At 38.1% G+C, this 24,447-nt stretch carries 27 protein-coding genes; 17 read left to right on the top strand and 10 right to left on the bottom strand.

What is annotated here, in order from left to right; all coding sequences use genetic code 11:
* The first annotated feature begins 3 nt into the window (after nucleotides 1–3).
* The 4 genes from IMZ31_RS07515 (at nucleotide 4) to IMZ31_RS07500 (ending at nucleotide 1,816) form a co-directional block, all read left to right on the top strand.
* Complete coding sequence (locus tag IMZ31_RS07515) at nucleotides 4–237, top strand: hypothetical protein (protein WP_207529931.1); 234 nt, start codon at nucleotides 4–6, stop codon at nucleotides 235–237.
* 99 nt (nucleotides 238–336) lie between these two features.
* Nucleotides 337–948, top strand: coding sequence for an SCO family protein (locus tag IMZ31_RS07510; protein WP_207529930.1), 612 nt, complete (start codon nucleotides 337–339; stop codon nucleotides 946–948).
* A 108-nt stretch (nucleotides 949–1,056) separates the two neighbouring features.
* Nucleotides 1,057–1,551, top strand: coding sequence for a YkyB family protein (locus IMZ31_RS07505; RefSeq protein WP_242705672.1), 495 nt, complete (start codon nucleotides 1,057–1,059; stop codon nucleotides 1,549–1,551).
* Nucleotides 1,552–1,615: 64 nt separating this feature from the next.
* The gene (locus IMZ31_RS07500; RefSeq protein WP_036781009.1) at nucleotides 1,616–1,816 is read left to right on the top strand and encodes a hypothetical protein; all 201 of its coding nucleotides are present in this window, start codon (nucleotides 1,616–1,618) and stop codon (nucleotides 1,814–1,816) included.
* Between the two features lie 48 nt (nucleotides 1,817–1,864).
* On the opposite strand, the gene IMZ31_RS07495 is transcribed toward IMZ31_RS07500, so the two are convergent.
* From IMZ31_RS07495 to IMZ31_RS07480, 4 genes are all read right to left on the bottom strand, one after another.
* A complete protein-coding gene (locus IMZ31_RS07495; RefSeq protein WP_207529928.1) occupies nucleotides 1,865–2,773 on the bottom strand; it encodes a chemotaxis protein in 909 nt (302 codons plus the stop codon).
* 212 nt (nucleotides 2,774–2,985) lie between these two features.
* Nucleotides 2,986–3,159: a PLDc N-terminal domain-containing protein gene (locus IMZ31_RS07490; protein WP_371825496.1), complete on the bottom strand. Its 174-nt coding sequence runs from the start codon at nucleotides 3,157–3,159 to the stop codon at nucleotides 2,986–2,988.
* A gap of 167 nt (nucleotides 3,160–3,326) precedes the next feature.
* Nucleotides 3,327–3,716: a hypothetical protein gene (locus IMZ31_RS07485; protein WP_207529926.1), complete on the bottom strand. Its 390-nt coding sequence runs from the start codon at nucleotides 3,714–3,716 to the stop codon at nucleotides 3,327–3,329.
* Between the two features lie 185 nt (nucleotides 3,717–3,901).
* Nucleotides 3,902–4,780: a patatin-like phospholipase family protein gene (locus IMZ31_RS07480; RefSeq protein WP_207529925.1), complete on the bottom strand. Its 879-nt coding sequence runs from the start codon at nucleotides 4,778–4,780 to the stop codon at nucleotides 3,902–3,904.
* Nucleotides 4,781–5,021: 241 nt separating this feature from the next.
* On the opposite strand from IMZ31_RS07480, the gene IMZ31_RS07475 reads away from it, so the two are divergent.
* Nucleotides 5,022–6,185 (top strand): aminotransferase A, encoded by a 1,164-nt coding sequence (locus IMZ31_RS07475; protein ID WP_207529924.1) that lies wholly within the window; start codon nucleotides 5,022–5,024, stop codon nucleotides 6,183–6,185.
* Between the two features lie 40 nt (nucleotides 6,186–6,225).
* Nucleotides 6,226–6,351, top strand: a complete 126-nt coding sequence (locus tag IMZ31_RS24440) for a DUF6254 family protein (RefSeq protein WP_232299495.1) — start codon at nucleotides 6,226–6,228, stop codon at nucleotides 6,349–6,351.
* 7 nt (nucleotides 6,352–6,358) lie between these two features.
* Here the strand turns inward: IMZ31_RS24440 and IMZ31_RS07470 are convergent, their stop codons facing one another.
* Nucleotides 6,359–6,550, bottom strand: coding sequence for an aspartyl-phosphate phosphatase Spo0E family protein (locus IMZ31_RS07470; RefSeq protein ID WP_242705671.1), 192 nt, complete (start codon nucleotides 6,548–6,550; stop codon nucleotides 6,359–6,361).
* Between the two features lie 544 nt (nucleotides 6,551–7,094).
* Here IMZ31_RS07470 and IMZ31_RS07465 point away from each other — a divergent pair.
* The 5 genes from IMZ31_RS07465 (at nucleotide 7,095) to IMZ31_RS07445 (ending at nucleotide 11,578) form a co-directional block, all read left to right on the top strand.
* Entirely contained in the window at nucleotides 7,095–7,436 is a 342-nt protein-coding gene (locus tag IMZ31_RS07465) for a PilZ domain-containing protein (RefSeq protein WP_207529923.1), read from the top strand.
* 66 nt (nucleotides 7,437–7,502) lie between these two features.
* A complete protein-coding gene (gene lepB / locus IMZ31_RS07460) occupies nucleotides 7,503–8,027 on the top strand; it encodes a signal peptidase I (RefSeq protein WP_242705670.1) in 525 nt (174 codons plus the stop codon).
* Between the two features lie 408 nt (nucleotides 8,028–8,435).
* Nucleotides 8,436–9,590: a zinc ribbon domain-containing protein gene (locus IMZ31_RS07455; RefSeq protein ID WP_207529922.1), complete on the top strand. Its 1,155-nt coding sequence runs from the start codon at nucleotides 8,436–8,438 to the stop codon at nucleotides 9,588–9,590.
* A gap of 20 nt (nucleotides 9,591–9,610) precedes the next feature.
* A complete protein-coding gene (locus tag IMZ31_RS07450; protein WP_207529921.1) occupies nucleotides 9,611–10,789 on the top strand; it encodes a S1C family serine protease in 1,179 nt (392 codons plus the stop codon).
* A gap of 276 nt (nucleotides 10,790–11,065) precedes the next feature.
* Nucleotides 11,066–11,578 carry a DoxX family protein gene (locus tag IMZ31_RS07445; RefSeq protein WP_207529920.1) on the top strand — a complete coding sequence of 171 codons (513 nt, stop codon included), beginning with the start codon at nucleotides 11,066–11,068 and terminating at the stop codon, nucleotides 11,576–11,578.
* A 21-nt stretch (nucleotides 11,579–11,599) separates the two neighbouring features.
* Here the strand turns inward: IMZ31_RS07445 and IMZ31_RS07440 are convergent, their stop codons facing one another.
* Together IMZ31_RS07440 and IMZ31_RS07435 are read right to left on the bottom strand one after the other, a co-directional pair.
* A complete protein-coding gene (locus IMZ31_RS07440; protein ID WP_207529919.1) occupies nucleotides 11,600–12,130 on the bottom strand; it encodes a hypothetical protein in 531 nt (176 codons plus the stop codon).
* Nucleotides 12,131–12,151: 21 nt separating this feature from the next.
* Nucleotides 12,152–13,843: a sensor domain-containing protein gene (locus IMZ31_RS07435; RefSeq protein ID WP_207529918.1), complete on the bottom strand. Its 1,692-nt coding sequence runs from the start codon at nucleotides 13,841–13,843 to the stop codon at nucleotides 12,152–12,154.
* 231 nt (nucleotides 13,844–14,074) lie between these two features.
* On the opposite strand from IMZ31_RS07435, the gene IMZ31_RS07430 reads away from it, so the two are divergent.
* From IMZ31_RS07430 to IMZ31_RS07415, 4 genes are read left to right on the top strand one after another with little or no spacing between them, the layout of a single operon-like run.
* On the top strand, nucleotides 14,075–14,821 hold the full coding sequence (locus tag IMZ31_RS07430; protein ID WP_242705669.1) for a carotenoid biosynthesis protein: 747 nt from the start codon (nucleotides 14,075–14,077) through the stop codon (nucleotides 14,819–14,821).
* Nucleotides 14,818–15,474, top strand: a complete 657-nt coding sequence (locus IMZ31_RS07425) for a lysophospholipid acyltransferase family protein (protein ID WP_207529917.1) — start codon at nucleotides 14,818–14,820, stop codon at nucleotides 15,472–15,474. Before IMZ31_RS07430 ends, IMZ31_RS07425 begins: the two co-directional genes overlap by 4 nt.
* 14 nt (nucleotides 15,475–15,488) lie before the next feature.
* Nucleotides 15,489–16,601 (top strand): glycosyltransferase family 2 protein, encoded by a 1,113-nt coding sequence (locus IMZ31_RS07420; RefSeq protein WP_207529916.1) that lies wholly within the window; start codon nucleotides 15,489–15,491, stop codon nucleotides 16,599–16,601.
* Nucleotides 16,598–18,067 (top strand): phytoene desaturase family protein, encoded by a 1,470-nt coding sequence (locus IMZ31_RS07415; RefSeq protein ID WP_207529915.1) that lies wholly within the window; start codon nucleotides 16,598–16,600, stop codon nucleotides 18,065–18,067. The genes IMZ31_RS07420 and IMZ31_RS07415 overlap by 4 nt, the downstream gene beginning before the upstream one ends.
* Before the next feature lie 30 nt (nucleotides 18,068–18,097).
* On the opposite strand, the gene IMZ31_RS07410 is transcribed toward IMZ31_RS07415, so the two are convergent.
* The 3 genes from IMZ31_RS07410 to IMZ31_RS07400 are packed head-to-tail and all read right to left on the bottom strand — an operon-like array spanning nucleotide 18,098 to nucleotide 21,914.
* Entirely contained in the window at nucleotides 18,098–18,946 is an 849-nt protein-coding gene (locus IMZ31_RS07410; RefSeq protein WP_207529914.1) for a phytoene/squalene synthase family protein, read from the bottom strand.
* A complete protein-coding gene (locus tag IMZ31_RS07405; protein WP_207529913.1) occupies nucleotides 18,943–20,430 on the bottom strand; it encodes a phytoene desaturase family protein in 1,488 nt (495 codons plus the stop codon). The genes IMZ31_RS07410 and IMZ31_RS07405 overlap by 4 nt, the downstream gene beginning before the upstream one ends.
* Nucleotides 20,427–21,914 (bottom strand): phytoene desaturase family protein, encoded by a 1,488-nt coding sequence (locus IMZ31_RS07400; RefSeq protein WP_207529912.1) that lies wholly within the window; start codon nucleotides 21,912–21,914, stop codon nucleotides 20,427–20,429. Before IMZ31_RS07400 ends, IMZ31_RS07405 begins: the two co-directional genes overlap by 4 nt.
* A 203-nt stretch (nucleotides 21,915–22,117) precedes the next feature.
* Between IMZ31_RS07400 and IMZ31_RS07395 the strand changes: the two genes are divergently transcribed.
* Together IMZ31_RS07395 and IMZ31_RS07390 are read left to right on the top strand one after the other, a co-directional pair.
* Nucleotides 22,118–23,854 carry a B12-binding domain-containing radical SAM protein gene (locus tag IMZ31_RS07395; RefSeq protein WP_207529911.1) on the top strand — a complete coding sequence of 579 codons (1,737 nt, stop codon included), beginning with the start codon at nucleotides 22,118–22,120 and terminating at the stop codon, nucleotides 23,852–23,854.
* Nucleotides 23,855–24,291: 437 nt separating this feature from the next.
* Nucleotides 24,292–24,402, top strand: a complete 111-nt coding sequence (locus IMZ31_RS07390) for a YjcZ family sporulation protein (RefSeq protein WP_084599356.1) — start codon at nucleotides 24,292–24,294, stop codon at nucleotides 24,400–24,402.
* Nucleotides 24,403–24,447 lie beyond the last annotated feature (45 nt).

Here is a 24,447-nt window from a genome sequence, read left to right as displayed (position 1 = left end):
CCTATGCATCAATACCCACCTATTTATCATCAAGGAATGTACAGAACTGTACCTTACGGAAATCAAAGGGACCAGCGCTTTGTCGGACCTTTTATACCATTTTTAACAGGGTTAGCCGTTGCTCCACTATTTTACGGTGCATTCAGACCACCATACCCTTATCCACCATATCCATATTATCCCCCATACGGATGTCGCCCATATGCTTGCCCTCCTTATTACAGACCATATCTTTAACCTTTAAAATCGTTTCACGAAATGTTCATAGCTTCCATTCTAAGCTTCATGTTAAACTATTCTTTAGGTAGAAACTTGAAGCAAAATGGGGGATATGACATGAAACGAGGGTTTATAGGTATTGGGTTCCTTTTAATAATTCTTTTATTAACGGCCTGTTCAAATTCAAAAGGGTATGAAGGAGATTACTCTTATGATATCAAAGAATTTGAGTTTACTAATCAGGACGGGGAAACCGTTTCTAAGGAAGATTTAGAAGGGGATTTTTGGGTAGCAAACTTTATTTTTACGAATTGCACAAGTGCTTGCCCCCCTATGACGAATAATATGGCAAGATTACAAACGATGGTGGAAGAGGCTGGGCTTGAGAATCAGGTTCGCTTTGTCTCTTTTTCAATCGATCCAGAATATGATTCACCTAAAGTTTTGAAAGATTACGCTAATAAATTTCAGGCTGACTTTTCCAATTGGGATTTTTTAACTGGTTATGAGCCTGAAACGATTAAAGAGTTCGCCTTAAAATCCTTCAAAGCTCCTGTTGAGAAGTTACCTTTAAAAGACGCCCCTGAAGGTCAGCCTGATTATGACTTTATGCATTCTTCTCGCATGTATATTATCACGCCTGAAGGCAACGCCATAAAAGGGTATATTGGAACAGACATAAATAATATGGAACCTTTATTCGAGGATTTAAAGGGTTATATTAATTAACTTAAGATGAGGGTCTCTTCTTCCAAAGAGCTCTCATCATTTTTTAAATTTGCTTTTTCGGACCACCTTTTGTACGATGGTAATAGTTATGACAAAGGAGGAAGTTTTTTGAAAAATGATGTAAAACATTCTTCTACAAAGGAAATTGCGGAAGCTATATATGTCGTTAACCGCCACGCCAAAACGGCGCCAGATCCCAGACATTTGTATACACTTAAGAAAAAAGCGATTCAGCAACTAATCGCCCAAAAACATGCGAAAAAGATCGGCCTCCACTATTCCGACCACCCGAAATATAGCCATCAGCACTCCACTCTTTTGGTACAAGTTGCTAATTATTATTTCCATATTCCCCCTCGAAAAGAAGACTTCCAAGCGCTTAAGCACTTAGGTAACATCGATCAATCCTATCGAAACCCAAAACCAAGTCTTTCTTTATCAAAGGCAAAAAAAGTGCTTTATCGCTATCTAAATTGGGAGGAAGACAGCAAAATAACAGCGGAACAAAGAAACAAAAGACATACAAAGTCTCCATACAATAATCCTCACTATGCACCTTGGGGTCAACTTGTTTCTTGGGAGCAAAAGGACAGACGAAGATAACAGCCTATTGAAAGGTTTCAATTTCTCCCAGGGAAGGAATTCCTACCATAAGGAGGGATGGAACGTGAGCGAGATGAAGAATTTCATGTATGAGCTCAATCAATTTATGAAATGGTCTGAAGAAATGAAGGATGCCTATGAACGTCTTAGTGAAGAGGAACAGTTGCTTGTAAATAAGCATACCCCTTTCACAGAAACTCCAAGGCAGTTAAATAAAGAAGTTACAAAGTGGTATGAAAGTATGCACGAAAAGGTCTCGTATTAATAGGCAAAAATAATCCATAAAAAAATCGGCTACTATAGCCGATTTTTTTTATAAGATCAATTGATCGATCTTCTTAACAAGTTCTACAATTTCAGGCTTTGAAATTTGGTCGTTCGCTCCCACCATTTCCCCTTTATGCCTCAAGTCATCCGTAATAAGAGAAGAAAAAATAATGACAGGAAGATGCTGCATAGAAGGATCTTCTTTAACTTGCTTGGTAAAGTGGTGCCCGTCCATACGCGGCATCTCGATATCCGTTATGATAAGTTGGTATTCGTCTTCCACAGCTTTCCCCTCATTAATAACACTATAAAGATGATCCACTGCTTCTTTACCATCCTCAAATAAATGAACATTTTCATAACCTGCTTCCCCCAATGTTTCTTCTAACATTGCCCTTAACATCGCAGAATCTTCAGCTATCAATATACGCTTTTGGGAACGTTCGCGTACACCTAAAGTCTTCATTTGATCCATGTTTATGCTTGATTCAGGGTTAATATCTGCCACCATCTTCTCAAAATCAAGCATGAGAAGCATTTCACCTTCCCTTTTAATAACACCAGTTATTTGAGTCTCTAAACCTTGATACATCTTACCAGGCTTCTCTATATTCTCCCATGATATACGATGAATTTGTGTAACGGTATGTACGTGAAAGACAATTTTCGTTTTATTGAATTCAGCCAGGATAAACTTATCTAACTCTGGTTGGTCCGATGTTGGAAATCCTAACGCATGAGCTACATCAACTACCGGAACGACCTCACCCCTAATTTCAATAATACCTTCTACTGAATGATGAGCATGAGGTATTTTCGTTACTTGCATAGGATTAAGTATTTCTTTTACCTTTATTACATTAATTCCAAACTTATTTTGCCCGACCCCAAACTCAACAACCTCTAACTCATTTGTTCCACTTTCTAATAAAATACCATTATCATATGAATCCATGCTGAAAACCTCCCTAAAAATGGCTTACACTTCTCTATTATAGAAGGTACCCCTATATTTTCATAGGTTTTTAGTACTAAATTATTCCTCCAAAGAAGGAATTCCCACCTAAACAAGTGTTCATCATTAAGAGATCCCCTGAAACTAGCACAACAAAAAAGACGAAACCCTTGTAGAGTTTCGTCTTAATACGTATTTATCATTAAGAGGTCTTAATCATTGCGGATAAAGAAATAGACAATAAGTCCAATGAAAGGAAAAATAATCGTTAGAATTAATACGATAATAGCGTACTCTTTACTTTTCCCTTTACGTTGAGCATCTCTATATGCCCAAATACTTGTAACAATATTTAATATAAATAAAGCTATAACTATAAACGCCATGATACCGACAAATAATCCAGCAATACCTAGGCCTGTTGCAGCTCCTAGCATGTCATCTCCTCCTTTTCATCACCTATATATGTACGCATTACTCGGGTAATAAGTTTCACTTATTTTGTACCCCGTACACCATATCATTCAAACAAAAAGAAGGAAACTTAAAATCTTTACACACCTTTGGGCTTTTGTTTTTTAGATTGCTTCACAAATTTTATGACACGTTCAATAGCGTAGGAACAAATAACAAAACCACCAAAACATATTAAAGCAAATGCTCCATTGGCTACATCCCTTACCTCAACGTCTCCAGTTTCACTAGCTCCCTGGTACACTTCATAAAATGTTAGTATAAACAATACGATTAGACCTGCAACCATATAGCTTAACAACCTATCCCATTTTAATAAGATCATCCAGTATATAATAGGACGAACTATATTGTAGAATAAAATGATTAAAATCATCCCGAAAAAAAAGTGCAAATGGAGATCCGTGATTCCAAGAGGGGCTAATTGAGCCTCTTTTATAAGCCAATTAAACGTTAAAAATCCTTCCACTCCCATCCCTCCTACCCGTATTTAGTACAAGTATCGTCAGTAGTTAAAACAGATATACCTATAACCAAGCAAGAAGGGTGTTTTCTCTTTGAGAATAGAACGAAGCGTGATTTATTGTAGATTTAACAGCGATTCTAATTAGATTCACAAATTCATCGTTATACGTTGATACAGAATTACTAATTTTATATTGAAACAGGGCTCTTAGACGGTTCAAGAAAACGGATCAAATCGTCGTATTGCTCTTTTGCCTCTTCATACCCTTGTTCATATAAGCAATGTAGCTTGTTCCGATTTCGTTCAATTCGGCTCACAGCAAGCGGTTTTTTGGGCTGTATGATAAAGGCTGTTCCTTGTTCCACTAAGTCATCTACCTTCTCTACGGTGTCATTATAGCGTAGATGTCTACTCTCTAAAGCGTGCGTTAAATTGGGATAGCCCTTAAATTTTTGTTTTACCAACCAAGAAAACTTCATTTTCTCCTTACGATACCCCGGATTACGCGTCGAGATGACGACATGCTTGGTGTTTCCATCTTGTATAGAAGCAGATATAGGTATAGGGTCAGCAATACCACCATCAAGAAGCTGTTTACCCTCATGTGAGATCATTGGAGCAATAAAAGGCAAGGAACTTGAAGCACGAATAAGAGAAATTAAAGTAGGTCCATCTTCAAAAAAGTCATAGTAAGTAGGCAGGCCAGTATGAACATCTGTCGTTCCGACAACGAATTTCGTTTGCTTAGAATAGTGAAAGAACCCTTCATAGTCAAATGGAACAAGTTCATTTGGAAGCTTATTAAAGATAAAGTCCATCCCAAACAATTCTCGCTTGGTAATAGCTCTTTTATAAGATATGTACTCAGGATGACCACCATACTCTACCAAAACTTTATAATTACGTCCCTTTTGTCTGGCTACATAAGAAGTACCATTACAAGCCCCTGCTGATGCCCCGACGACATAAGGGAAATGAAGCTCCTCATCTAGAAAGAAATCTAATACACCAGCTGTATAAGCACCTCTCATGCCTCCACCTTCTAACACAAGTCCAGTTCCATTCATTCTATGCCTCCCCTTTCCTCATTCATATGATGTACTTATTATAACAACAACTCTTGATATAATAAAAAAATCCACGTTCCTAAATGTATAGACGATGTCAGCCGTATTAAGCAAATGTCTCCCTCAAATTCTACAAGGTCTATACAACCTAATTTCCTTCAAACAATAAAAACATGTTAAGATGGTTATTAAAACGTCACCGCTATGGATGACGTGTAGATGATAACCGGAGGTGACAACAGTGCATCATTTAATAAATCCGCACTTACAATCCATACAGATATCAGGAATTCGCAAATTTTTTAATATGGTTTCTGGGAAAGAAGGTGTTGTCTCATTAACAATTGGACAACCAGATTTCCCAACACCTCAGCATATTAAGCAAGCTGGAATTGAAGCCATCAATGACAATCAAACATCGTATACCCACAATGCAGGTATGTTGCCACTTCGAAAAGCTATATCTGAATTTGCTAAACAAGAATACGGTCTTTCCTATCAACCGGATACCGAAATTATTACAACTGTAGGTGCTTCACAAGCTATTGACCTTACGTTTCGAACGATCCTAACACCTGGAGATGAAGTCATTCTTCCAGCTCCTGTTTACCCAGGCTATGAACCATGTATTCGTCTTGCTGGCGGAATTCCAGTCCATGCTGATACAACTCATACCGACTTCAAATTAACGGTTGATACGTTAGAAAAATATATTACGGACCAAACAAAATGCGTAGTATTACCTTATCCGTCTAACCCTACAGGTGCAACACTTACAATAGAAGAAGTAAAAGCACTTGCTACATTTTTGAAAGAAAAAGAAATATTCGTGCTCTCAGATGAAATCTATAGCCAGTTAACATACGATGAACCACACACTTCCATTGCAACTCAAGAAGGAATGAAGGAAAAAACCATTGTCATTAACGGGGTATCTAAATCGCATTCTATGACCGGTTGGCGTATTGGTTATACATTAGCTCCTGTTTGGCTTTCTAAAGAAATGTTAAAGGTGCATCAGTATAATGTATCTTGCCCAACTTCGATTAGCCAACACGCTGCCCTAGCAGCAATTGAAGGTGGTAAAGCAGATACAGAAGCAATGCGTGCAGAATATAAAGAACGGTTAGACTATGTATACCAGCGCCTTACAGATATGGGTGTACCTTGCACGAAGCCAGGTGGAGCATTTTATCTATTCCCTTATTTCCCTGGACTTGAAAAAAGTTCATTTGACTTAGGTGTAGACTTAGTTGAAGAAGCAAAATTAGCCCTTGTCCCTGGTGACGCTTTTTCTACACATGGCCAAGGCTATATGCGCATATCTTATGCCTATAATATTGATACCTTGAAAGAGGGATTAGATCGATTAGAGGCATACTTGACTAAATCCACCCTCATATAACCGTAAAACTGAGGCATCCTATATATGAGGTGATTAGAAGATGAGTCATCAAAAACGACGAAAAGAGCGTGCTTTACGTCAACGAAAAGAGAAGCAAAACCCTCATGGTAAAGTAAAAAGCTTCGAGGAACTAAGTGAAGAAAAAGACCAAAAAACAAACCAGTAGGCTTAGCCTACTGGTTTGTTATATGATTTCTACTTTTACCCTGTTGATGATATAGGTTTAATAACTCGTCCAATTGCTGGCTAAGTCTTAGTGATTCCTCACATGTAAAGCCTTTGGCCTCTGCTACTACGATCATTCTGTGCCGCAACCATTCAATCCGCTCTAATAATTGACCTTTTGTTAATAAGCAAGCAACCACATTCCCCACCCTCTCCACCAACCTATATATCCTTAAATCAAGTATGTAAACGTCAAATAGATGTGTTTTATCTGTGTATTCACAATACTTTCACAAAACATATAAAGTGCTAAATTAAATAATTTAAAGAACTGATTTATTATCTTAATCACATACAACATTTCATCCCAATACATAACATATTGATGAAAATAACAACAGAAACACCATATATTGTATCTGAACTCATTATGCCAAACAAATGATCCCCTGTAAAGCTGATCGCAAAATAAGACAAAAATTCCTATAAACTCCTTTTTGAGTTCTCACCCTACTTACAAATATCGACAAATATTCCTATTGCTATTTTTATAGAATCTTTTTATAATTTGTTTAGTTTTGGTATTATAATCAAATTATAAAAAGAAAAGTTGGAGCAGCAACATATAAAATTTCCAAAATTCATACCGAACAATGAGCGTACTTCTTAAATGAACAACAAAGCATTCTTCTAAGCTTATGCTGTTAAGAATGCTTTTCCATTTTAACTTCAGGGAGAGATTCGATGTACTTTAAAAGAAATGAACCATTTCGCTACACGTTTGGTACCCCAGTTATGGGCCAATTGAAAAATCCTACAAATGAAGAAGAAGTCGAAATGAAGATATGGGATATTAGTCAGCAAGGAATGCGAGTTGAACCATTAGAATCGTTAGACTTGAAGCCTGAAGAAACGGTTCATATTTTCTTCACCCTCCTTGATCAGGAATTCTCTGCAGTCGGCACGATTAGGTGGAACAAATCCATCGCCGGTATACCACAAACAGGTATTGACCTAGACACAGACAGTACATGGCGCAACAAATTAGTACAAACATTAAAACAATATGCTAAAAAACATATCTAGACTTATCCTAATCTATGATACGATAGACAAAGAAGAGCTCATCAGGAGACGAAAGGAAGATCACACTTGAAGAATAAAATTCTAAAAGAAATATTGGACTGGACAAAAGCCATTGGGTTCGCCCTTGTACTGGCGTTTGCAATTCGACACTTTGTCTTTGCCACATCTATTGTAGAGGGCACAAGCATGGACCCTACTTTAGAAGATGGAGAACGTGTAATGTATAATAAATTCGTCTACTTGGTCGGCGAACCAGAACGTGGAGATATTGTGATTATCCAACGCCCAACTAAAAATTATGTCAAACGTATCATCGGTTTACCAGGGGATACGGTTGAAGTAAGTGAAGACCACTCTTTATATGTAAATGGCAAAGAAGTAGAACAAGATTATCTAAATAAACAGGCAATTCAAGGAACTTTTCCTTTTTCCGAAAAGGAAGTTCCAGAAGATGAATACTTTGTCATGGGAGATAATCGGATTGTTTCTAAGGACAGCCGTAATGGACTTGGATTTATTAATCATGATGAAGTTATCGGTCGATCGGAACTTGTCATTTTCCCATTCGATGAATTGAACTGGACACGCTAATACTATCCTTAAAAGGAGACCCGTTTTTACGGGTCTCCTTTTTTTAGAAAGAAACAAGATTAAACTGTAACAACTCCAAATAAAAAAAGCCCCTATAATAAAGGGACCTTTGTTTATTTTAACCATGATCAAAAATGCAAAAACCAATATTCACTAGTAGGATCACTAAGGAAACAATCCCAAATACGACTTGAAACATTTCACCCATTAAGTCCACCCCCTAATATGTACATTCATCTGTATTTTATCAGAAAATGCCACAAAATATTTACTTTTTATAAACAAAAATGTGTCAGCTCCCCTTGAAATTCTCCCTATAATTTATTTCCAAAAATATGGGTGCTTCTTCCAAAAGGATTATGATAAACTACTAGTATCCACATTACATGCTCGAAAGATGGTGAAACTATGGCTTATTGTCCTTATTGTGGAACAAGAATAAATAGCGATGAGATCTATTGTGTCTCTTGCGGTAAATCTGTTCCTGAAGATATACATACAAGGTCTAAAGAGTATAAGAAAAGCTTTAACACATGGTGGATTCTCCCCTTGTCTGTTCTTCTTTTTAGTATTACTTTTACAGGCGGCTCTTATTGGTTCATTGATCACCGATCTACTAAAGCAGAAGAAAAACTAGAAAAAGGGGAAGAATTGGCATTAGAAGGAAATTATGAATCTGCTACAAAGTATTTTAATGATGCTCTAAGACTCACATATAAATTCCCTGCTGCCAATCAGAATAAACAATATATGGATCTTGCTATACAAATAGATTCCCTCATAAAGGATGCCAAATATTATATAGCAAATGAGCAATTTCAAGAAGCTTTAAAGACGGTTGAGAAAGCTGAAGGGAAACTAAACAACATGGACGGGGAGTTAATTCAAAAGCTTATAGAAGATATTGTGACGATTCGAAATAAAGCAAAAGTAGCTCAAATTAAAGCCAACATTAATCAGGATCCCTCTATATCAAATCTGAAAAGTGTTTTATGGCAAATTGAAGCTATACAAAATGAGAAAGCTCAGACTATGGCCAACACTATACAAGAACAAATTATCTCTCATGCATTCTCAAATGCCAACGAAGCTTTAAAACAAAATCAATTCTCTATAGCTCGAAGCTATGTAGAAGAAGGTCTACGCTATGCACCAGAAAGCCAGAAACTTCAAAGCTTTAAAACAACGGTTGAGAAAGAGAAAGCAGCATTTGAAACGGCACAGCAAAATCGGATTGAACAAGCTATGAATGCAGCCGAAGAAGAACATAAGAAGAATAAAAATGATGCTGTCGAAATTGTTAAAATCGAAAAGAACCTAAATAAACAAGACAACCTTGTTGTAAACGGAAAAATTAAAAGTGTAGCAACTGTCCCGATCACTTCCGTTTCACTCTCTTATAATTTGATAAATAAAGATGGAATAATAGTCGATAAGAACGAAGTCTATATCTACCCAGACACATTATATCCTGACGAGGTGGGGCAATTTGAATTCACTCACTACGATGTACAAAAAGCTCTACAAGTGAAAATTAACAAAGTGAAGTGGTTCTTGAATTAACACAGAATAAGGATGAGACTATGGAAAAAAACAGCAAAAGACTTCCAATTACCTTTACATTTTTCATTGTTGCTATTGCAGCTATAGCCCTCGTTTCCATCTATAAAACAACATATAAAGACCCTATAAAAAAGCAAAGTGCACTGGCTCAGGAAGTCAACGGGAGTGAACAGTTAAGACAAATTGATTTAAAGACACTCATTCACGAGGCTGAGAAAAGTGTCGTCCAAATCGAAGCGTCAGATGAAACGGAATCAAGTATCGGCTCAGGATTCGTATTTAACGAGAAGGGTGACGTCGTTACGAATGCTCATGTAGTTAAAGGTTATGACTCTGTTTTCATTAAAACTACAGACGCCAGGATGTATCCTGCTGCTGTGATCGGAGTAGGTACAGAAAAAGATATTGCCCTTTTGCGTGTTCCTCAACTATCTAACCGATCTCCTATGAATATGGACTTAAAGGAAATTGGTGAAATCGGTGATGATATCATTGCCGTAGGGAGTCCACTTGGATTGCAAAACACGGTCACAATGGGTACAATTTCTGGAACAGATCGAGAATTCACTATTAATGATTTCACTTATCATGATGCTTATCAGATTTCCGCACCGATAACTCATGGGAATAGCGGCGGACCTCTCATCCACAAAAAAACAGGGAAAGTCCTCGCAATTAACTCAGCAGGGACTGAGCAAGGAGCTATTGGGTTCAGCCTTCCGTTGCAAAACGTTAAAGACCAGTTAGATAAGTGGTCAAAGGATGCTGACTCGAAAGATCTAACATATGAAAGCTTTTCAGAAAATCGCAATCTTACTGAGTCACAATTAAAAGAAGACGCTAAGTATTTAGTTCATTACTTCCATGAGAGTCTTTTAATGCGTGATTATATTAGTGCATACTCTATGCTTGGAAGTGCATGGCAATCTAAACAATCCTATCAAGAGTTCCGAGATCAATACATTCATACTATAGATATTGATTTGTCTGACCTATCTCTAAACGTGAATGCAAAGAATCAGGTCAAAGTAACCCTTGAAGCTAAAGAAACCGTTCATAAGAAAAGCCTAGACAATAATCAAGATAACGACAACCAGGAACGTATAACTAAAACGTACGTTGTCACATTCCTTATTGGCTATGAAAATGACCAATTAAAATTATTGAGAGGGAGTAAAGAGCAATCATCGGCACAATAAAATGACTACTCAAGCCTTTAAAGTAGAAAAGGGGATCCCCTTTTCTACTTTTCTATCTCCCCACTTCCCTAAACCATAATAGAGGATTGTTACTTCCTGTCACACATTAGCCATAAAACATTGAACAGTTTGTGAACCAATTCACAAACTGGTTCATTTCAGCTATTTTGATGATATATTATAAGTGTAAAGAAAACATCACTCACAAACAGCCGGCACATCCTGAGTGACCAAAAAAATAAATGGTACTTCTATTGTACCCAAGGAGTGGTTCTTATGTTTAACAAAGTATTGCGTGAGAACAATATTGTAGCTGCACTATTGACTATTATCCGAGTATATTTAGGATACACATGGTTTATGGCAGGTATACACAAATTGACTGGTCCAGGTTTTGACGCCAACGGTTACTTACAAGGGGCTGTGGGAAAAGCAAGTGGTGAACATCCTGCTGTTCAAGGCTGGTGGGCCGCTTTTCTAGATACGATTGCTATTCCTAATAGCGGATTGTTTACTTTCCTTGTTATGTGGGGAGAAATTCTTGTCGGGGCTGCTCTTATTCTAGGTATCTTTACTACATTCGCTGCACTTATGGGAATTACAATGAATTTCGCCTTCTTATTAAGTGGAACAACTAGCACAAACCCCCAAATGGTGATCTTAACCATCTTCATCCTTGTTGCTGGATACAACGCTGGAAAGTATGGATTAGATCGTTACGTCATTCCATTCCTACGTAAAAATGTAGATAAGAAAATACATCACAAAACTGCTGAAGCATACCGTTAATATAAAAAAGGCGCAAGGTCATCAGACTGACCTCGCGCCTTTTATATGGACGATCCAGTAAGGAGCCGCTTCATCCTCGACATAGACTCCTATTGTGTAAACATTTGGTTGTGTCACATAACCCTCAAGAGAAACAGTGTTGAGTTCCTTACTCTGATTAATGTCGATAGGCACATCCATTGGGGTATATAAGAGAATAGGTTCTATTGTGCCTTTGTAATCAAGGCACCTATGTAAAACGTCTCCATACCTAGCTTTCACAACGACCGGTTGTGTAGAAGGATTTAAATGAAGGAGTTGAAAGTACGTTTCTCCTGTAGGAGGCTCCCTTAAGGGGATGGTAAATAATGACACAGCTATTGATTCCATGAAAGGATGGATAATGTGAAATAAAGGCTCACAGTCTCCCTTCTCCCCTTCTCCTCTAATGAGTTGATACTCTCCACTTTTAAGGTATAGGTCTGGTGTGAGATCTACTTCCTGATTGGTGACATTTAGAATAACTGAAGATACGTAATCATGATCCATTGTTATTTCTTTATATCCAGCCATAGAGCTCCCCCGTTCATAATGTTAGCTATTAAACCAAGATGAGAACATATATCCGGTACTCCCTTTTTGTTTAGCAGAATATAAAGCCTGATCCGCTTTCTTCAACAATTCAGCTTCACTTGTTGCATCAAGAGGGGCCATAGCAATACCGATACTAAAGCTGAAATGAATGAGTTGACCCTCAACAGCGATAGGCTCTTTCATCTTATCAATTACACGAGTAGCAATTTTCTCTAGTTGTTGCTGTGTTTCAATATCAGGAAGTAGAATAGCAAATTCATCTCCGCCTATTCGAGAGACAAGATCTTCTTCCCTCACTATAGATAAAAGTCTACTAGATAACGAAACTAACAATTCATCACCTACATCGTGCCCTAGCGTATCATTAACTTTCTTAAAGCCATTCCCATCCAAATACATAAGTCCAAATTGATAATCATCAGACCGTTTTACTCGAGCCATCGCTTTATGAAGGAATTCTTCAAATACCCTTCTATTCGTAAGTCCGGTTAAATAATCTGTATAAGCCATTTCTTTTAATGACATTTCTGCTTCTTTTCTCTTCGTAATATCCCTAGCTGTGAAGATGACCTTTGCCACACTCCCCTCCTGATCAGAAACCGGTTTTACGTTTGCTTCCATCCAGATTAACGCATTAGAGGATGATCGGGGCATACGATATTCAATTCGTTCCCCTTTTTTAGAACGGATAGAATCATCGATTGCAGACCTTACATCTTCTCGGTCTTCTGAGTATACATACTCATACAAGTTGCCTCCAATCATACGAAATGGACCAATGCCAAGTACAATTTCATGTGACGGAGATGCATAAGTAATCGTTCCATCACATTCTAACATCTGAATCAGATCTTGGGTGTTATTTGCGATCAATCGATACCGCTCCTGAGATTCCACTAGTGCTTGCTTTGCCATCTTCTCCTTCGTAATATCTTGTATGAATGCTACAACGGCAACTTGATTTCCGGACTCGTTCGGTAGTGTTGTGAAGTTTGTAGATATCCACACAGCTGATCCGTCTTTTCTTTTCCACTTTGAAGAAAATCGAGAAATGTTTTTCCCCTCGTTTAACAGTTTGAAATGAGATCGAATTGACTTCGTTAGTTGAGGTTGTAAACTTTCTAAACTCACATTCAATAACTCTTCTTTACTATAACCAAACATTTGATAAAAGGCATGATTGACGTTAAGAATATGTTGATTCATATCAAACATAACTAGTGCTTCTTCAGTGTTATCAATATAGGATCGAAACAGACGATCTACATGACGAACTTCACTCGTCTTAATTGACAAGTGACTCAGATTCCTCGTGATCCCGATTATATGGGTAAGCGTATTATCTTTATTGTGAACTGGGTATAAAAAAGTTTCGGCCTTGAATTGCCCATTTGGTAAGATAACGTAATCTGAATAGGTAACAGATTTATGAGTGATAAAGGCTTGATCGTATTTTTTTTGCAAAAAGTTCGCATCTTCCTCATTCATACAATCCTGAATGGAAGAGCCTATGTAAAATGGTGAAAGTCTGGCTATGTCCATAGCCGCTTCATTTAAATATTCGTAGAGGTACTGTTGTTGTGTTTCCTTCCTTTTTACTTTCATAATAAATACACCGTCTGTTAGGACTTCAGCAAATTGTTTAAGTGTCTGAAGCTGAGCAGTGTGAAAGTTTTGAAGGAATTTTTCCATGCAAATCCCTCGCTCTATTCAATCCTTTTTCTTTGAAAGTCTCATATTAATAGTATCATAAATCTTATTAAGCCTGATAGACAATAACCCTATAAGCCCCCAGATTATCAGAAAAGCATAATTATTCTACAGAATCAGTGTTTTATAATACAATCAAGTAAACATACCTATATCATGTATATGTTAAAAATAAACGATCATGAAGTGTTTAGGTTGAAAGGAGAAATAGATTTGGTTTGGATTTTTCGCTTTTTTGTATTTTGGTACGTTTGTGGGTTTCTCCTGCTTACCTTTGATTTAATTCCCCCAGCACTTGAATGGGCTAACGCTGTCTTTTTAATCGTGGCAGGATTAATAGGTGGAATTTACTTCGTTAAACGCTTTGGAGTAACAATTGGTTTCTTATACAGCTTATTTATTGTGATTTTTTCTATAGCTGTTGAGCATTACGGGGTTCAATATAATTTGTGGTTCGGAAGTTATCATTATGAACAGGATTTCGGGCCAATGGTGAGTGGTGTTCCCATCTCCATCGGCTTTGCGTGGCTAATGGTAATTGCTGGTTCACATGAGATTGCTAGAGTTCTATCTCCACAAGGGAAATATTTCTTTATTTCGTTCTTATTAATTGGAAGTGCCCTCGCTGTATCTATTGATCTTATTTTAGATCCAGTTGCTTTCCATGTAAAAGAGTATTGGATCTGGGATGAACCGGGTATGTATTATAGCATCCCTTTTTCAAATTTCACGGGCTGGTTTTTCTTGAGCTTATTCTTTCACTTGATTGGATATTCAGTTATGAGAAAAAGCCAAACAAATCCTCAATGGGGACATCGTATGTTTCTAGTGTTTGAGGGTGTACAAGGAATGTTTGTTTGGCTTGCCATTATTGGAAACCTTTGGCTTGCAGCTACATTAGTAGGATTCATTATGGTCATCACCATCAGACTGTACATACAGAAAAGGAGATTACTATGATACCAGCAAATAAAAGCTCTTTTTGGGAATGGGGATTTCATCTTGTATTGAAAAGGATGTTCAAATCTCAATTTAACAACCTATTTTATGAAGGAACACTTCCCACTTCAGCGAAACATACGCTGTTTCTCGTCAATCATAGCACTTGGTGGGATCCACTGATTATTTTCCTTTTAAACAAACACTTATTCAAAGCAAATGGATATGGCATGATGCATGAAGAAGGGTTAAAGTCGTTTCCGATTTTCAGAAAGATAGGTACCTTTTCTATTAATCGTTCAAACCCAAAAGATATTATTGCCTCTTTAAATTATGCCAAAGATCGTATTGACGAGGGAAAAGCAGTCTGGATTTTCCCCCAAGGAGATGAGCGTCCGTTAGAACAACGCCCCCTCCAATTTCAAACGGGAGCCTCTTATATTATTGAAAAAAGCGAGAAGATACAAATTATTCCTGTTTCACTGTACTATGCTTTCGAACAACAGAGAAAGCCAAATATTTATGTTAGTATTGGTCAAGATCTGTGGTCAGAAGTTAACCCAAAACAAGACCGACATAATCGTACACAGTGCCTCGAGAACGCATGTACGGATCAATTAGACCATTTGAAGAAACAAGTAATGGAGAAGACTTCTTTCTATAAACTTTTTTAAAGGGGGCCATACATATGTCAATTTACTTATGGGGAATCATTGGCTTAGAAGCCATCTGCCTCCTATGGATTTTATTAAATAGTACTTTTATAAAGCCATTAGCAAATCCTTCAGACGCTGCTTCCAATCCAACTGTTTCCTTATTGATCCCGATGAGGAATGAAGAACGTAATATAAAAGAACTCGTACAGTCTTTACAATCATTAACCTATCCATCATTTGAGTGCATTTTATTAGATGATCAATCAACAGACCAAACGAAAAAGTTTACAGTTGAAGCAATCAAAAATGATGAGCGTTTTTCTCTTATCGTAGGGAAGTCCCTACCAGAAGATTGGAATGGGAAAGTTCATGCCTGTCACCAGCTCAGCCAAAATGCACAAGGAGAAGTTCTTCTGTTTATTGATGCGGATGTGAGGTTAGCTCCTGACACCATTGAAAGGACCGTTGCAACATTTGATAAAGAACAAGCTGGTATGATAAGTGGATTCCCCCATTACGCGGATAGAAGCCACTTATCCCAATTCCTTGTAACGCTTCAACACTTCGTTGTGTACGCCCATCTTCCAATCTCCATAGCGAACACAACCAACCACCCTTCCTTCACTGCAGCTTGTGGAGGTTTTATCGGTTTTACTAGAAAAGCATACGATGCAATTGGAGGGCATGAAGCTGTCTCCTCTTCCCTTTTAGAAGATGTTCACTTAGCTCGTGAAACAAAAAAGAGCGGCCATACAATGAAGCTTATGAACATTTCATCATATGTAAGTTGTTATATGTATGAATCTCTAAAAGAAGCGATCGAAGGATTTACGAAAAATATCTTTATTGGAATTAACAAATCGGTGGGACTAGCTTTATTACTGATCACTTGGTACATTTCGTTGTATATGTTGCCTGTAGGCTTATTGATCTTCAGTATAACAAGTGGACAAGCTCTTTATGCGATCCCCTTAATACTAACCGTTCTTCAGAAAGGGTTCGTAGATTACAAGAATAAGACACCTTTAGTGTATTGTCTCTTGATGCCTTTCTCGGCTCTACTCTTTGTGTTCGTCTTAACTCGTTCTATGTACACATCAATAAAAGGAAAAGCTTACACATGGAAAGGAAGGTCTTACTCATGAAAAACATTTCAATCGTAGGAGGAGGTTTAGGTGGTCTATCCGCTGCTATTCATCTTGCTGCTGAAGGGCATCACGTTAAAGTATTTGAGAAAAACGAACATTTCGGTGGAAAGATGAAATCAATAGATATTGATCGTTATCATTTTGATTTTGGTCCTAATACCATCACAATGCCGCAGGTCTTTTTAGAAACGATTCGTAGGGCTGGTCTAATTCCCGAAGAGTATATTACTTTTGAAAAAATTGAACACCATACACGTAATGCTTTCCCAGATGGGTTCGTATTAGATTTCTCTTCCTCTTCTACTTTCATGAAAAATCAACTCAAACGATTAGATCCCAAAGGAGCTTCTCGATATGACGAGTTCCTTAAGACAATTGAATCCTTGTATCAATTGTCTCATAAACATTTTTTACATCGCACCTTTAATAGTTGGAAAGATTATTTATCTCCATCATTAGGTAAAGCATTATTAAAAGTACGACCAAACCAAACGATGCACGATTTCTTCCATACATACTTCGAAAACCCGAAAACCATTCAGGCACTTGACAGGTATGCGACCTATATTGGATCTAATCCATATATCGCACCTGCAACATTCGCTATGATTGCTCACCTGGAGCTTACAGATGGCGTTTATTATGTATCAGGTGGGAATACACGAATTGCTGAGGTCCTAGTAAAAGCAGCTGAACATGTAGGCGTAGAGTTACACAATCACACAAAGGTAAATAAAATCATCACTTCAAAAGGAAGAGCAACTGGTCTACAAATGGAATCTGGAGAATATGTAGAAGCTGATGAGATTGTTGTAAATGGGGATTTATTAAAAGCTTATCCTGACCTCGTAGGCGAACAAGATCGCCCAAACTTTCCTAATAAGAAAGTAAGAGGTTTCGAACCTTCCATTTCAGGATTCGTTATTTTAGCAGGTCTTGATGGAAAAGTGGATCAACTCCATCACCATCACCTCTTCTTCTCTACAAACTATAAGAAGGAGTTTACACAACTTCAAAGTGGAGATTATGCAGACGATCCTACTATTTATATTTGCACCTCCTCAAAGAGTGATCCAACTGTCTCCCCTGATGGAGATAACTGTTTTATTTTAGTGAATGCCCCAGCAACCAGCAAGGATAAAGAGCCCATCGATCCTGAAGCCTACAAACAACTTATTTATAACAAATTAGAGCGCTTCGGTATTCCAATAAAAGATAAAGTAAAGGTTGAACAAATTTATACACCTGAGGATATACGAGTTGATTTCGGAGCTTTTAGAGGTTCTATATACGGCCCTGCAGCTAATAAGAAGCTAGACGCCTTCCTTCGTCCTTTCAATCGTTCACAGGACCTTGAAAACGTTTGGTTTGCAGGCGGAAGCACCCATCCAGGAGGCGGGAGTCCCATGGTCGTATTAAGCGGTCGTAATGTAGCAAGAGCCATTCATAATAAACAGGTATAATAACAATAAAGGCGTAAACCATATGGTGGTTTACGCCTTCATTAATTGGATATCAGATAAGATATCTTTTTTCGCTTGATCACTAACATAATTACGTTCAGTAAAGACTTGATAGTAATTATCACGGATAGATGGTAGGATTGCTCTGTAAAGGTAGGCAGCACCTTTGACAGGTGTCCTTGAATATAGAGGGTATTCATGAATACTCATTAGAGATGATTCATAATATTTCTCAGCCTTATCGGCCAAGTCCTCCCATAATTGTATGAAGGCATCGTTACGTTCATGGTTACGTAATTCCTCATGAGAATAGCCATAAGTATCTAAAAGTGTCTTAGGGATATATATTCGCTCTCTTTCTATATCTTCCCCTACGTCTCTTAATATATTTGTTAACTGCATCCCTTTACCAAGGTCAATAGCACCTTGCCTTAGTTCAGCTTCTTTCCCTGGTGCTAAAACAGGTAGTAGCATAAGTCCAACTGTACTCGCTACTTGATAACAATAAAGGAGCAGTTCCTCCTCAGTTTCTATTATGTGAGAATCAATGTCTTTACGCTGACCATCTATCATTTCTTGAAAATAAACCGGGTCCATAGAAAAGGATGAAAAAACATCCTCTAACGCAATCCACATAGGGTCATTTCCTGGTATTTCACCTTCCAAAAAGCTGTGAAAATTCATTTCAAATGCATCTAATTCTTCTTTAGGTGCACTTCCCTCATCTACAATGTCATCAACTTTACGACAAAATGCGTAGATCGCCCATACGGCTCTTTTTTGTTTTTTTGGCAACAAAGAGAAGGCTTTTGAGAACGTTTTAGAATGTGTTTCTATAATCTTCTTACAATGAGAATATGCATTGTTTATATGTCTCAACCCTCGACCACCTCACTTACGTTGTAGTATACCATATGATGGTCCTTTAGGTAATCTGATAGAAGTTTCGCTCCTTGCATGACAATTGGAACACCACCACCTGGATGAATGGATGCGCCTACTGCATATACATTGTCCACTTCATAAGGTTTAAGCTGAGGACGAAAAACGCCTGATTGGAATAGTGTAGGTGCAATTCCAAAGCTGCCTCCTCCAAATAACCCTTCCCTCATCGACTCTTGTGGCGTTTTTACTTTAATCCATTCGATATGCTCACGCAATTCTTCGTATCCTCTAGCTTCAAGTAGATCTAATACCTTCTCAGTAAACGATTCCTTATTATTGTCCCAGTCTAATTCTTCTCCAGAAGGAACAGGTACAAGTGTATATAATACCCCTTTCCCCTCAGGTGCAAGGGAATCATCTACTAAGGAAGGGTGAAAGGTATAAATAGAAGGATCATCTGGCAACTTCTTATGTTGGAATACGTCAGACATGTGCTGGTCAAAATCATTGCTCATGATGAATTTATGAATGGATGGTTGGTCATAGTTACGATCTAATCCCATATAAACCAAAAAACAGCCGGAGGAAGGTGTATAGGTACGGTTCAGCTTCTTTTCTTTCGGTAAGAGGTTATCCATAATCGGAAAGTCACCATTTAATACAACATCATCAAAAGATTCCCACTCTCCATTTACAACAATTCCATCACAGTGATTATTTTGTACACCTATATGTTCTACTGAGCTATTAGCCTGTAATGTAACACCTCGCTCAGACAATTTTTGAAGTAAAATGTCTACTAAACTAGCATATCCACCTTTTAAATACCATATACCATGTTCATGTTCACTGTAAGATACAAGAGAATACAGTGCCGGAGATTCTCCAGGGTGACCACCTATATAAAGGGTCTGAAGTGCGTAGGTATTTTGAAGCTGTTCACTCTTAAAGTAACTTTTCATCATTTTCTTTACATGTTGATACGCTCTAAGTTTTACGAGCATCTGAATGTTTTTAGGTGTGAAGAACTGACGCTTCTTTACAAATTGTTGTTCAAGAAAATGCTGCTGCCCCATGTGAAATCTCCACTTCATATCTTGGATAAACCGCTCAAAGCCTTCTCCATCCCCAGGAAAAAGTCGTTCAATTTCTTCTTTTTGTTTTTCAATATCACGGAATTTAAGCATTTGTTCACCATTTGTATAATTAACAGAATATAAAGGGTCACAAGCAACCAGAGGAATTTCCTCTCTTGATAACCCTCCTTCTTCAAGAATTGAAAGAAGCATTTCCGGCAAAAGAACAATCGTAGGACCTTCATCTACTTTATATCCCCCATGCTCAACAAATTGGAGGCGTCCCCCAAAGTGATCCTTTTGTTCGTATACGGTAATATCATAACGTTCGTCTTTAGATAGTAATAGGGCTGTTACAAGACCTCCTACTCCTCCTCCAACAATACCTATCTTTCGCTTCATGCTTGCTTCACCTCCCCTGTTTCTGATAACCAGTTAGCTGTAATTCGAGCAGATTCTAATATCGTTGGCAACCCGCTCCCAGGATGAGTCCCTCCTCCTACAATCCAGCAATGGTCTAATTCATTAAAGCGATTGTGGGGTCTGAAATACATCATCTGAGATAACTGATGGCCTAAATTAAATGTTGCTCCGCGGTAAACGTTATAATCTTGTTCCCAACCTTTAGGTGTTAAGATCTTCTCTTCCTCAATTAGATCTTCTGAAATGGTAATACCACCTTTATCTTTTAACACATCCAAGACTAAGTTTCTGAATGTGCCTTTTTCTTGGTCCCAATCAATTTCTGAGAAATTATTAGGCACAGGTGCTAAGACATATAGGGCTGTCTTCCCTTTCGGAGCTAATGTTGGATCTGTAACGGATGCGTTGTGAACATAGATTGAGGGGTCTTCTGATAGATCAAGAGATTTAGTCACCTCTTCGACATTCTTTCTGTAATCATCTGAAAAGATAATGCTATGATGTGGAAGATCTACCTCTCCATCTATTCCTAAGTACATCATGAAAGTTGAGCAACTATATTTTTTCTTTTCGAGCTTTTCACTTTTATATTTCTTTAAGTAAGTTTGATCCACCAGCTGATCCATTGCTTGAGCAAAATCCGCATTCACGATAACCTCATCTGTATGAATTTCTTCTCCATCTTCTAGTTGTACTCCAGTTACGGTTTTCCCGTTCGTTAGTAACTTTGATACACCTCTATTTAAATGAATTTGACCTCCGTATTCTTGAACGACTTTTGCCATAGAATTCGAGATTTGATTCACGCCTCCGATAGGATGAAATACTCCATACTCATGTTCCATATAAGAGAGTATTGAAAATGCACCAGGACACTCCCACGGAGACATTCCTAAGTATTTCGCTTGAAATGTGAAAGCGAGTTTTAACCGTTCATCTTTAAAATATTGAGATAATACTCCATGAAGAGACTTCCCTAATGCTAAATGAGGAAGCGCCTTTAGCGTTCTGGGACGAACATAATCTATAAGACGGTGATGACGATTTTGAAGCATGGGCATTAAAGCGTTCATGCGTTTTCTAGTCTCATTCATAAACCGGTGGTACCCCTCTTCACTACCAGGGAATTGCTCGCTCAGTTCTTGAGTCATGCGATCAGGATCCCTGTACATCGTAACCTTTTGATCTTCAAATATAAGGTCATACATAGGGTCAAGCTCGATTAGATCCATATAATCATGGAGGTCACGACCTGCCGCTTCAAATAACTCTTCTAAAATATGTGGCATACTGAAAAACGTTGGCCCTACATCAAATTGATATTCTCCTAATGTTAATTTTGAATTTCTTCCCCCGATGACACTGTTTTTTTCAAACACATGAACATCATATCCTTTGGCTGCCAGCAACATAGCTGAGGCTAATCCCCCTGGCCCGGCACCAATCACGGCCACTTTCTTCATATTCTCACCCACCGTTATACATTTATTGTACATTAATTATACAACTAGTTCCCTCAGACCGCAATTCTAAACTATTTAACATTAAAAGTTGGGCTTTTTCTTTTAATACTTGTACAATCTTTGGTTAGCTCACGACCTCTCTCCCTTCCTCAGGTTAATTATGGTAAAATTTGAATAGGAAAATTTTAAGGAGTGTTCGTGTAATGAAAGTAGTGGTTTCAACTTTAAATGCGAAATATATTCATACGTCCCTTTCCATACGATATTTAAAAGCAGCGGCTGAGCCTGATTATAATGTGCTCATAAGAGAATTCACCATTAATGATCCCGCCCTATCCATTGCAAGTGCGATCTATGCTGAGAGCCCTGACGTTGTTGGATTTAGCTGTTACATTTGGAATATAGAAGAAACCATTCCAGTTCTATCGATACTAAAAAAAGTGTTACCAAATGTAACGATTATTCTTGGAGGGCCTGAGGTAAGTTACGATAGCAACTATTGGATAGAACGAATTCCAGAAGTTGATATTATTGTCCGAGGTGAAGGTGAACAAACCTTTAAAAAAGTATTGAATGCTCTGGAGGCTAGAGAGGGGGTCCACTCTATACATGGCCTTACTTACAGAGAGAAAGGAATGACCATTAAAGAAACAGGACCAGCACCTAAATTCCCTTTAAATGAAATCCCTTCCCCCTTTCGGTTTGAAGAAGACAAAAAAGAATTATCAAATCGTATAACTTATGTAGAAACAAGCCGAGGCTGTCCATTTACATGCCAGTTCTGCCTTTCATCAATTGAGTTTGGCGTTCGCTACTTTGATATTAATCGAATGAAAGACGAAATCACCTATTTAATGGACAATGGAGCGAAGACTATAAAATTTTTAGACCGAACATTTAATATAAACCGAAAATATGCCCTTGAAATGTTCGATTTTCTTATTAACCACCATCGACCTGGCACAGTTTTTCAATTTGAAATCACAGCCGATATTATGAGGCCTGAGGTATTAACATTTATCAACGAAAATGCTCCAGCTGGACTCTTTCGATTTGAGATTGGGGTGCAATCTACTAATGAACAAACAAATGAATTAATAAAGAGAAAACAGAATTTCAAGAAACTTAAACGAACGATTACTATGGTTAAAGAAGGCAGGAAAGTTGTTCAACACCTTGACCTTATTGCTGGGTTACCCGAGGAAGACTATACCTCCTTTAAACAGACTTTCAACGATGTATTCGCTATGAAACCAGAAGAGCTACAATTAGGCTTCTTAAAAATGTTGAGAGGAACTGGGCTAAGAAACGACGCTCATAAGTGGGGGTATCAATTTATGGATAACGCCCCATATGAGATGCTTTCAAACCATGTATTATCGTTTTCAGAAGTATCAGCGATTAAACGGGTTGAAGATATACTAGAGAAATATTGGAATAAACACTTTATGGATCATACTGTTGATTACCTTACAAAGGAAGTGTTTGAAAGTCCGTTTGATTTCTTCCAATCCTTCGGTGAATACTGGCACCTTCAAAATTGGGACAAGATTGGCCATCAATTAACAGATTTATTTAGACGTCTATACCAATTCTTACAAGAAGTAGCACCTCGGCACTTAGCCATTATCAAAGGTTTAATGAACTTGGATTACTACGGGAACTTCAATCAGAAACCAAGGACTACTTGGCACAGTGATCAGTGGAGTAAACAAGAGAAGCAGGCTATGTATGACTCAATATGGAATGAGTACAATTATGGTGAGAAAGGGTACACAAAACGTGATCTCCATAAGCATTCCATGATCGACGCTGTTCCCTTTAATGTACAACATTATTTAAACACAGGAAAGATTGAAGAGACCCCTGATATATTAATGGCTTTATACAGTCCGAGTGATCAAAAAGTATCCTTCTCATTTGCCTCTTCAAGCAACTAGCTAATCGGTTGTTTCTTAGAAAATTTGTTAGAGATTAGTAAAGTTGAGACTCATAAATGGAGATAGGTCCGCCCTCGTTTGCGGTTAAAGCAGGCTTGGTGACCACTCGCTTTCCTGCGGGGATCTGGGAAGCCTCCTCCTTCGCTGACGCTCCGTCCGGGGTCGTCCCTAGACTCCTTACCCCGCGGGAGAGAGAGCTAGACGAGATCCCGGAGAGAGCGCAAGCGAACGAGGAAGCTCGACAGCTCGCCCGCGGAAAGCGAGTGATTTCACGGCCCATCTTACGATCCAGTAAAACAAACGGAAACGTTCTCTCAGTTTCGAACCTTCAGTATAGGGAGGTGTAGATGAAAAAACAAATACATATAACTAGGCACTCGTCTATACCAAATCAGCTCTCATCACATATACATATAACTAGATAGGAGGTGATTTGGATGTATTGTTGCGGATATGGCCAAGGCGGCTATGGCTACGGAGGCAGTTTTGCGTTAATTGTTGTACTATTCATCCTTTTAATCATCGTTGGTGCAGCTTTTTATTGCTAACCTCTTATAAGATTAAAACGAAAAAGGCAGCCCACTCTGGACTGC

The sequence above is a fragment of the Pontibacillus sp. ALD_SL1 genome (genome assembly GCF_017355605.1).
Note: the sequence above shows the minus strand (reverse complement) of the source record. Positions and strands in the feature narration are given on the sequence as shown.

Excerpts from the sequence above, each read along its gene's own strand:
- IMZ31_RS07515 (WP_207529931.1), top strand. The coding sequence starts at position 4 with ATGCATCAATACCCACCTATTTATCATCAAGGAATGTACAGAACTGTA.
- IMZ31_RS07510 (WP_207529930.1), top strand. The coding sequence starts at position 337 with ATGAAACGAGGGTTTATAGGTATTGGGTTCCTTTTAATAATTCTTTTA.
- IMZ31_RS07495 (WP_207529928.1), bottom strand. The coding sequence starts at position 2,773 with ATGGATTCATATGATAATGGTATTTTATTAGAAAGTGGAACAAATGAG.
- IMZ31_RS07490 (WP_371825496.1), bottom strand. The coding sequence starts at position 3,159 with ATGGCGTTTATAGTTATAGCTTTATTTATATTAAATATTGTTACAAGT.
- IMZ31_RS07480 (WP_207529925.1), bottom strand. The coding sequence starts at position 4,780 with ATGAATGGAACTGGACTTGTGTTAGAAGGTGGAGGCATGAGAGGTGCT.
- IMZ31_RS24440 (WP_232299495.1), top strand. The coding sequence starts at position 6,226 with ATGAGTCATCAAAAACGACGAAAAGAGCGTGCTTTACGTCAACGAAAA.
- IMZ31_RS07465 (WP_207529923.1), top strand. The coding sequence starts at position 7,095 with ATGTACTTTAAAAGAAATGAACCATTTCGCTACACGTTTGGTACCCCA.
- IMZ31_RS07455 (WP_207529922.1), top strand. The coding sequence starts at position 8,436 with ATGGCTTATTGTCCTTATTGTGGAACAAGAATAAATAGCGATGAGATC.
- IMZ31_RS07450 (WP_207529921.1), top strand. The coding sequence starts at position 9,611 with ATGGAAAAAAACAGCAAAAGACTTCCAATTACCTTTACATTTTTCATT.
- IMZ31_RS07445 (WP_207529920.1), top strand. The coding sequence starts at position 11,066 with ATGTTTAACAAAGTATTGCGTGAGAACAATATTGTAGCTGCACTATTG.
- IMZ31_RS07440 (WP_207529919.1), bottom strand. The coding sequence starts at position 12,130 with ATGGCTGGATATAAAGAAATAACAATGGATCATGATTACGTATCTTCA.
- IMZ31_RS07435 (WP_207529918.1), bottom strand. The coding sequence starts at position 13,843 with ATGGAAAAATTCCTTCAAAACTTTCACACTGCTCAGCTTCAGACACTT.
- IMZ31_RS07425 (WP_207529917.1), top strand. The coding sequence starts at position 14,818 with ATGATACCAGCAAATAAAAGCTCTTTTTGGGAATGGGGATTTCATCTT.
- IMZ31_RS07420 (WP_207529916.1), top strand. The coding sequence starts at position 15,489 with ATGTCAATTTACTTATGGGGAATCATTGGCTTAGAAGCCATCTGCCTC.
- IMZ31_RS07415 (WP_207529915.1), top strand. The coding sequence starts at position 16,598 with ATGAAAAACATTTCAATCGTAGGAGGAGGTTTAGGTGGTCTATCCGCT.
- IMZ31_RS07405 (WP_207529913.1), bottom strand. The coding sequence starts at position 20,430 with ATGAAGCGAAAGATAGGTATTGTTGGAGGAGGAGTAGGAGGTCTTGTA.
- IMZ31_RS07400 (WP_207529912.1), bottom strand. The coding sequence starts at position 21,914 with ATGAAGAAAGTGGCCGTGATTGGTGCCGGGCCAGGGGGATTAGCCTCA.
- IMZ31_RS07395 (WP_207529911.1), top strand. The coding sequence starts at position 22,118 with ATGAAAGTAGTGGTTTCAACTTTAAATGCGAAATATATTCATACGTCC.
- IMZ31_RS07390 (WP_084599356.1), top strand. The coding sequence starts at position 24,292 with ATGTATTGTTGCGGATATGGCCAAGGCGGCTATGGCTACGGAGGCAGT.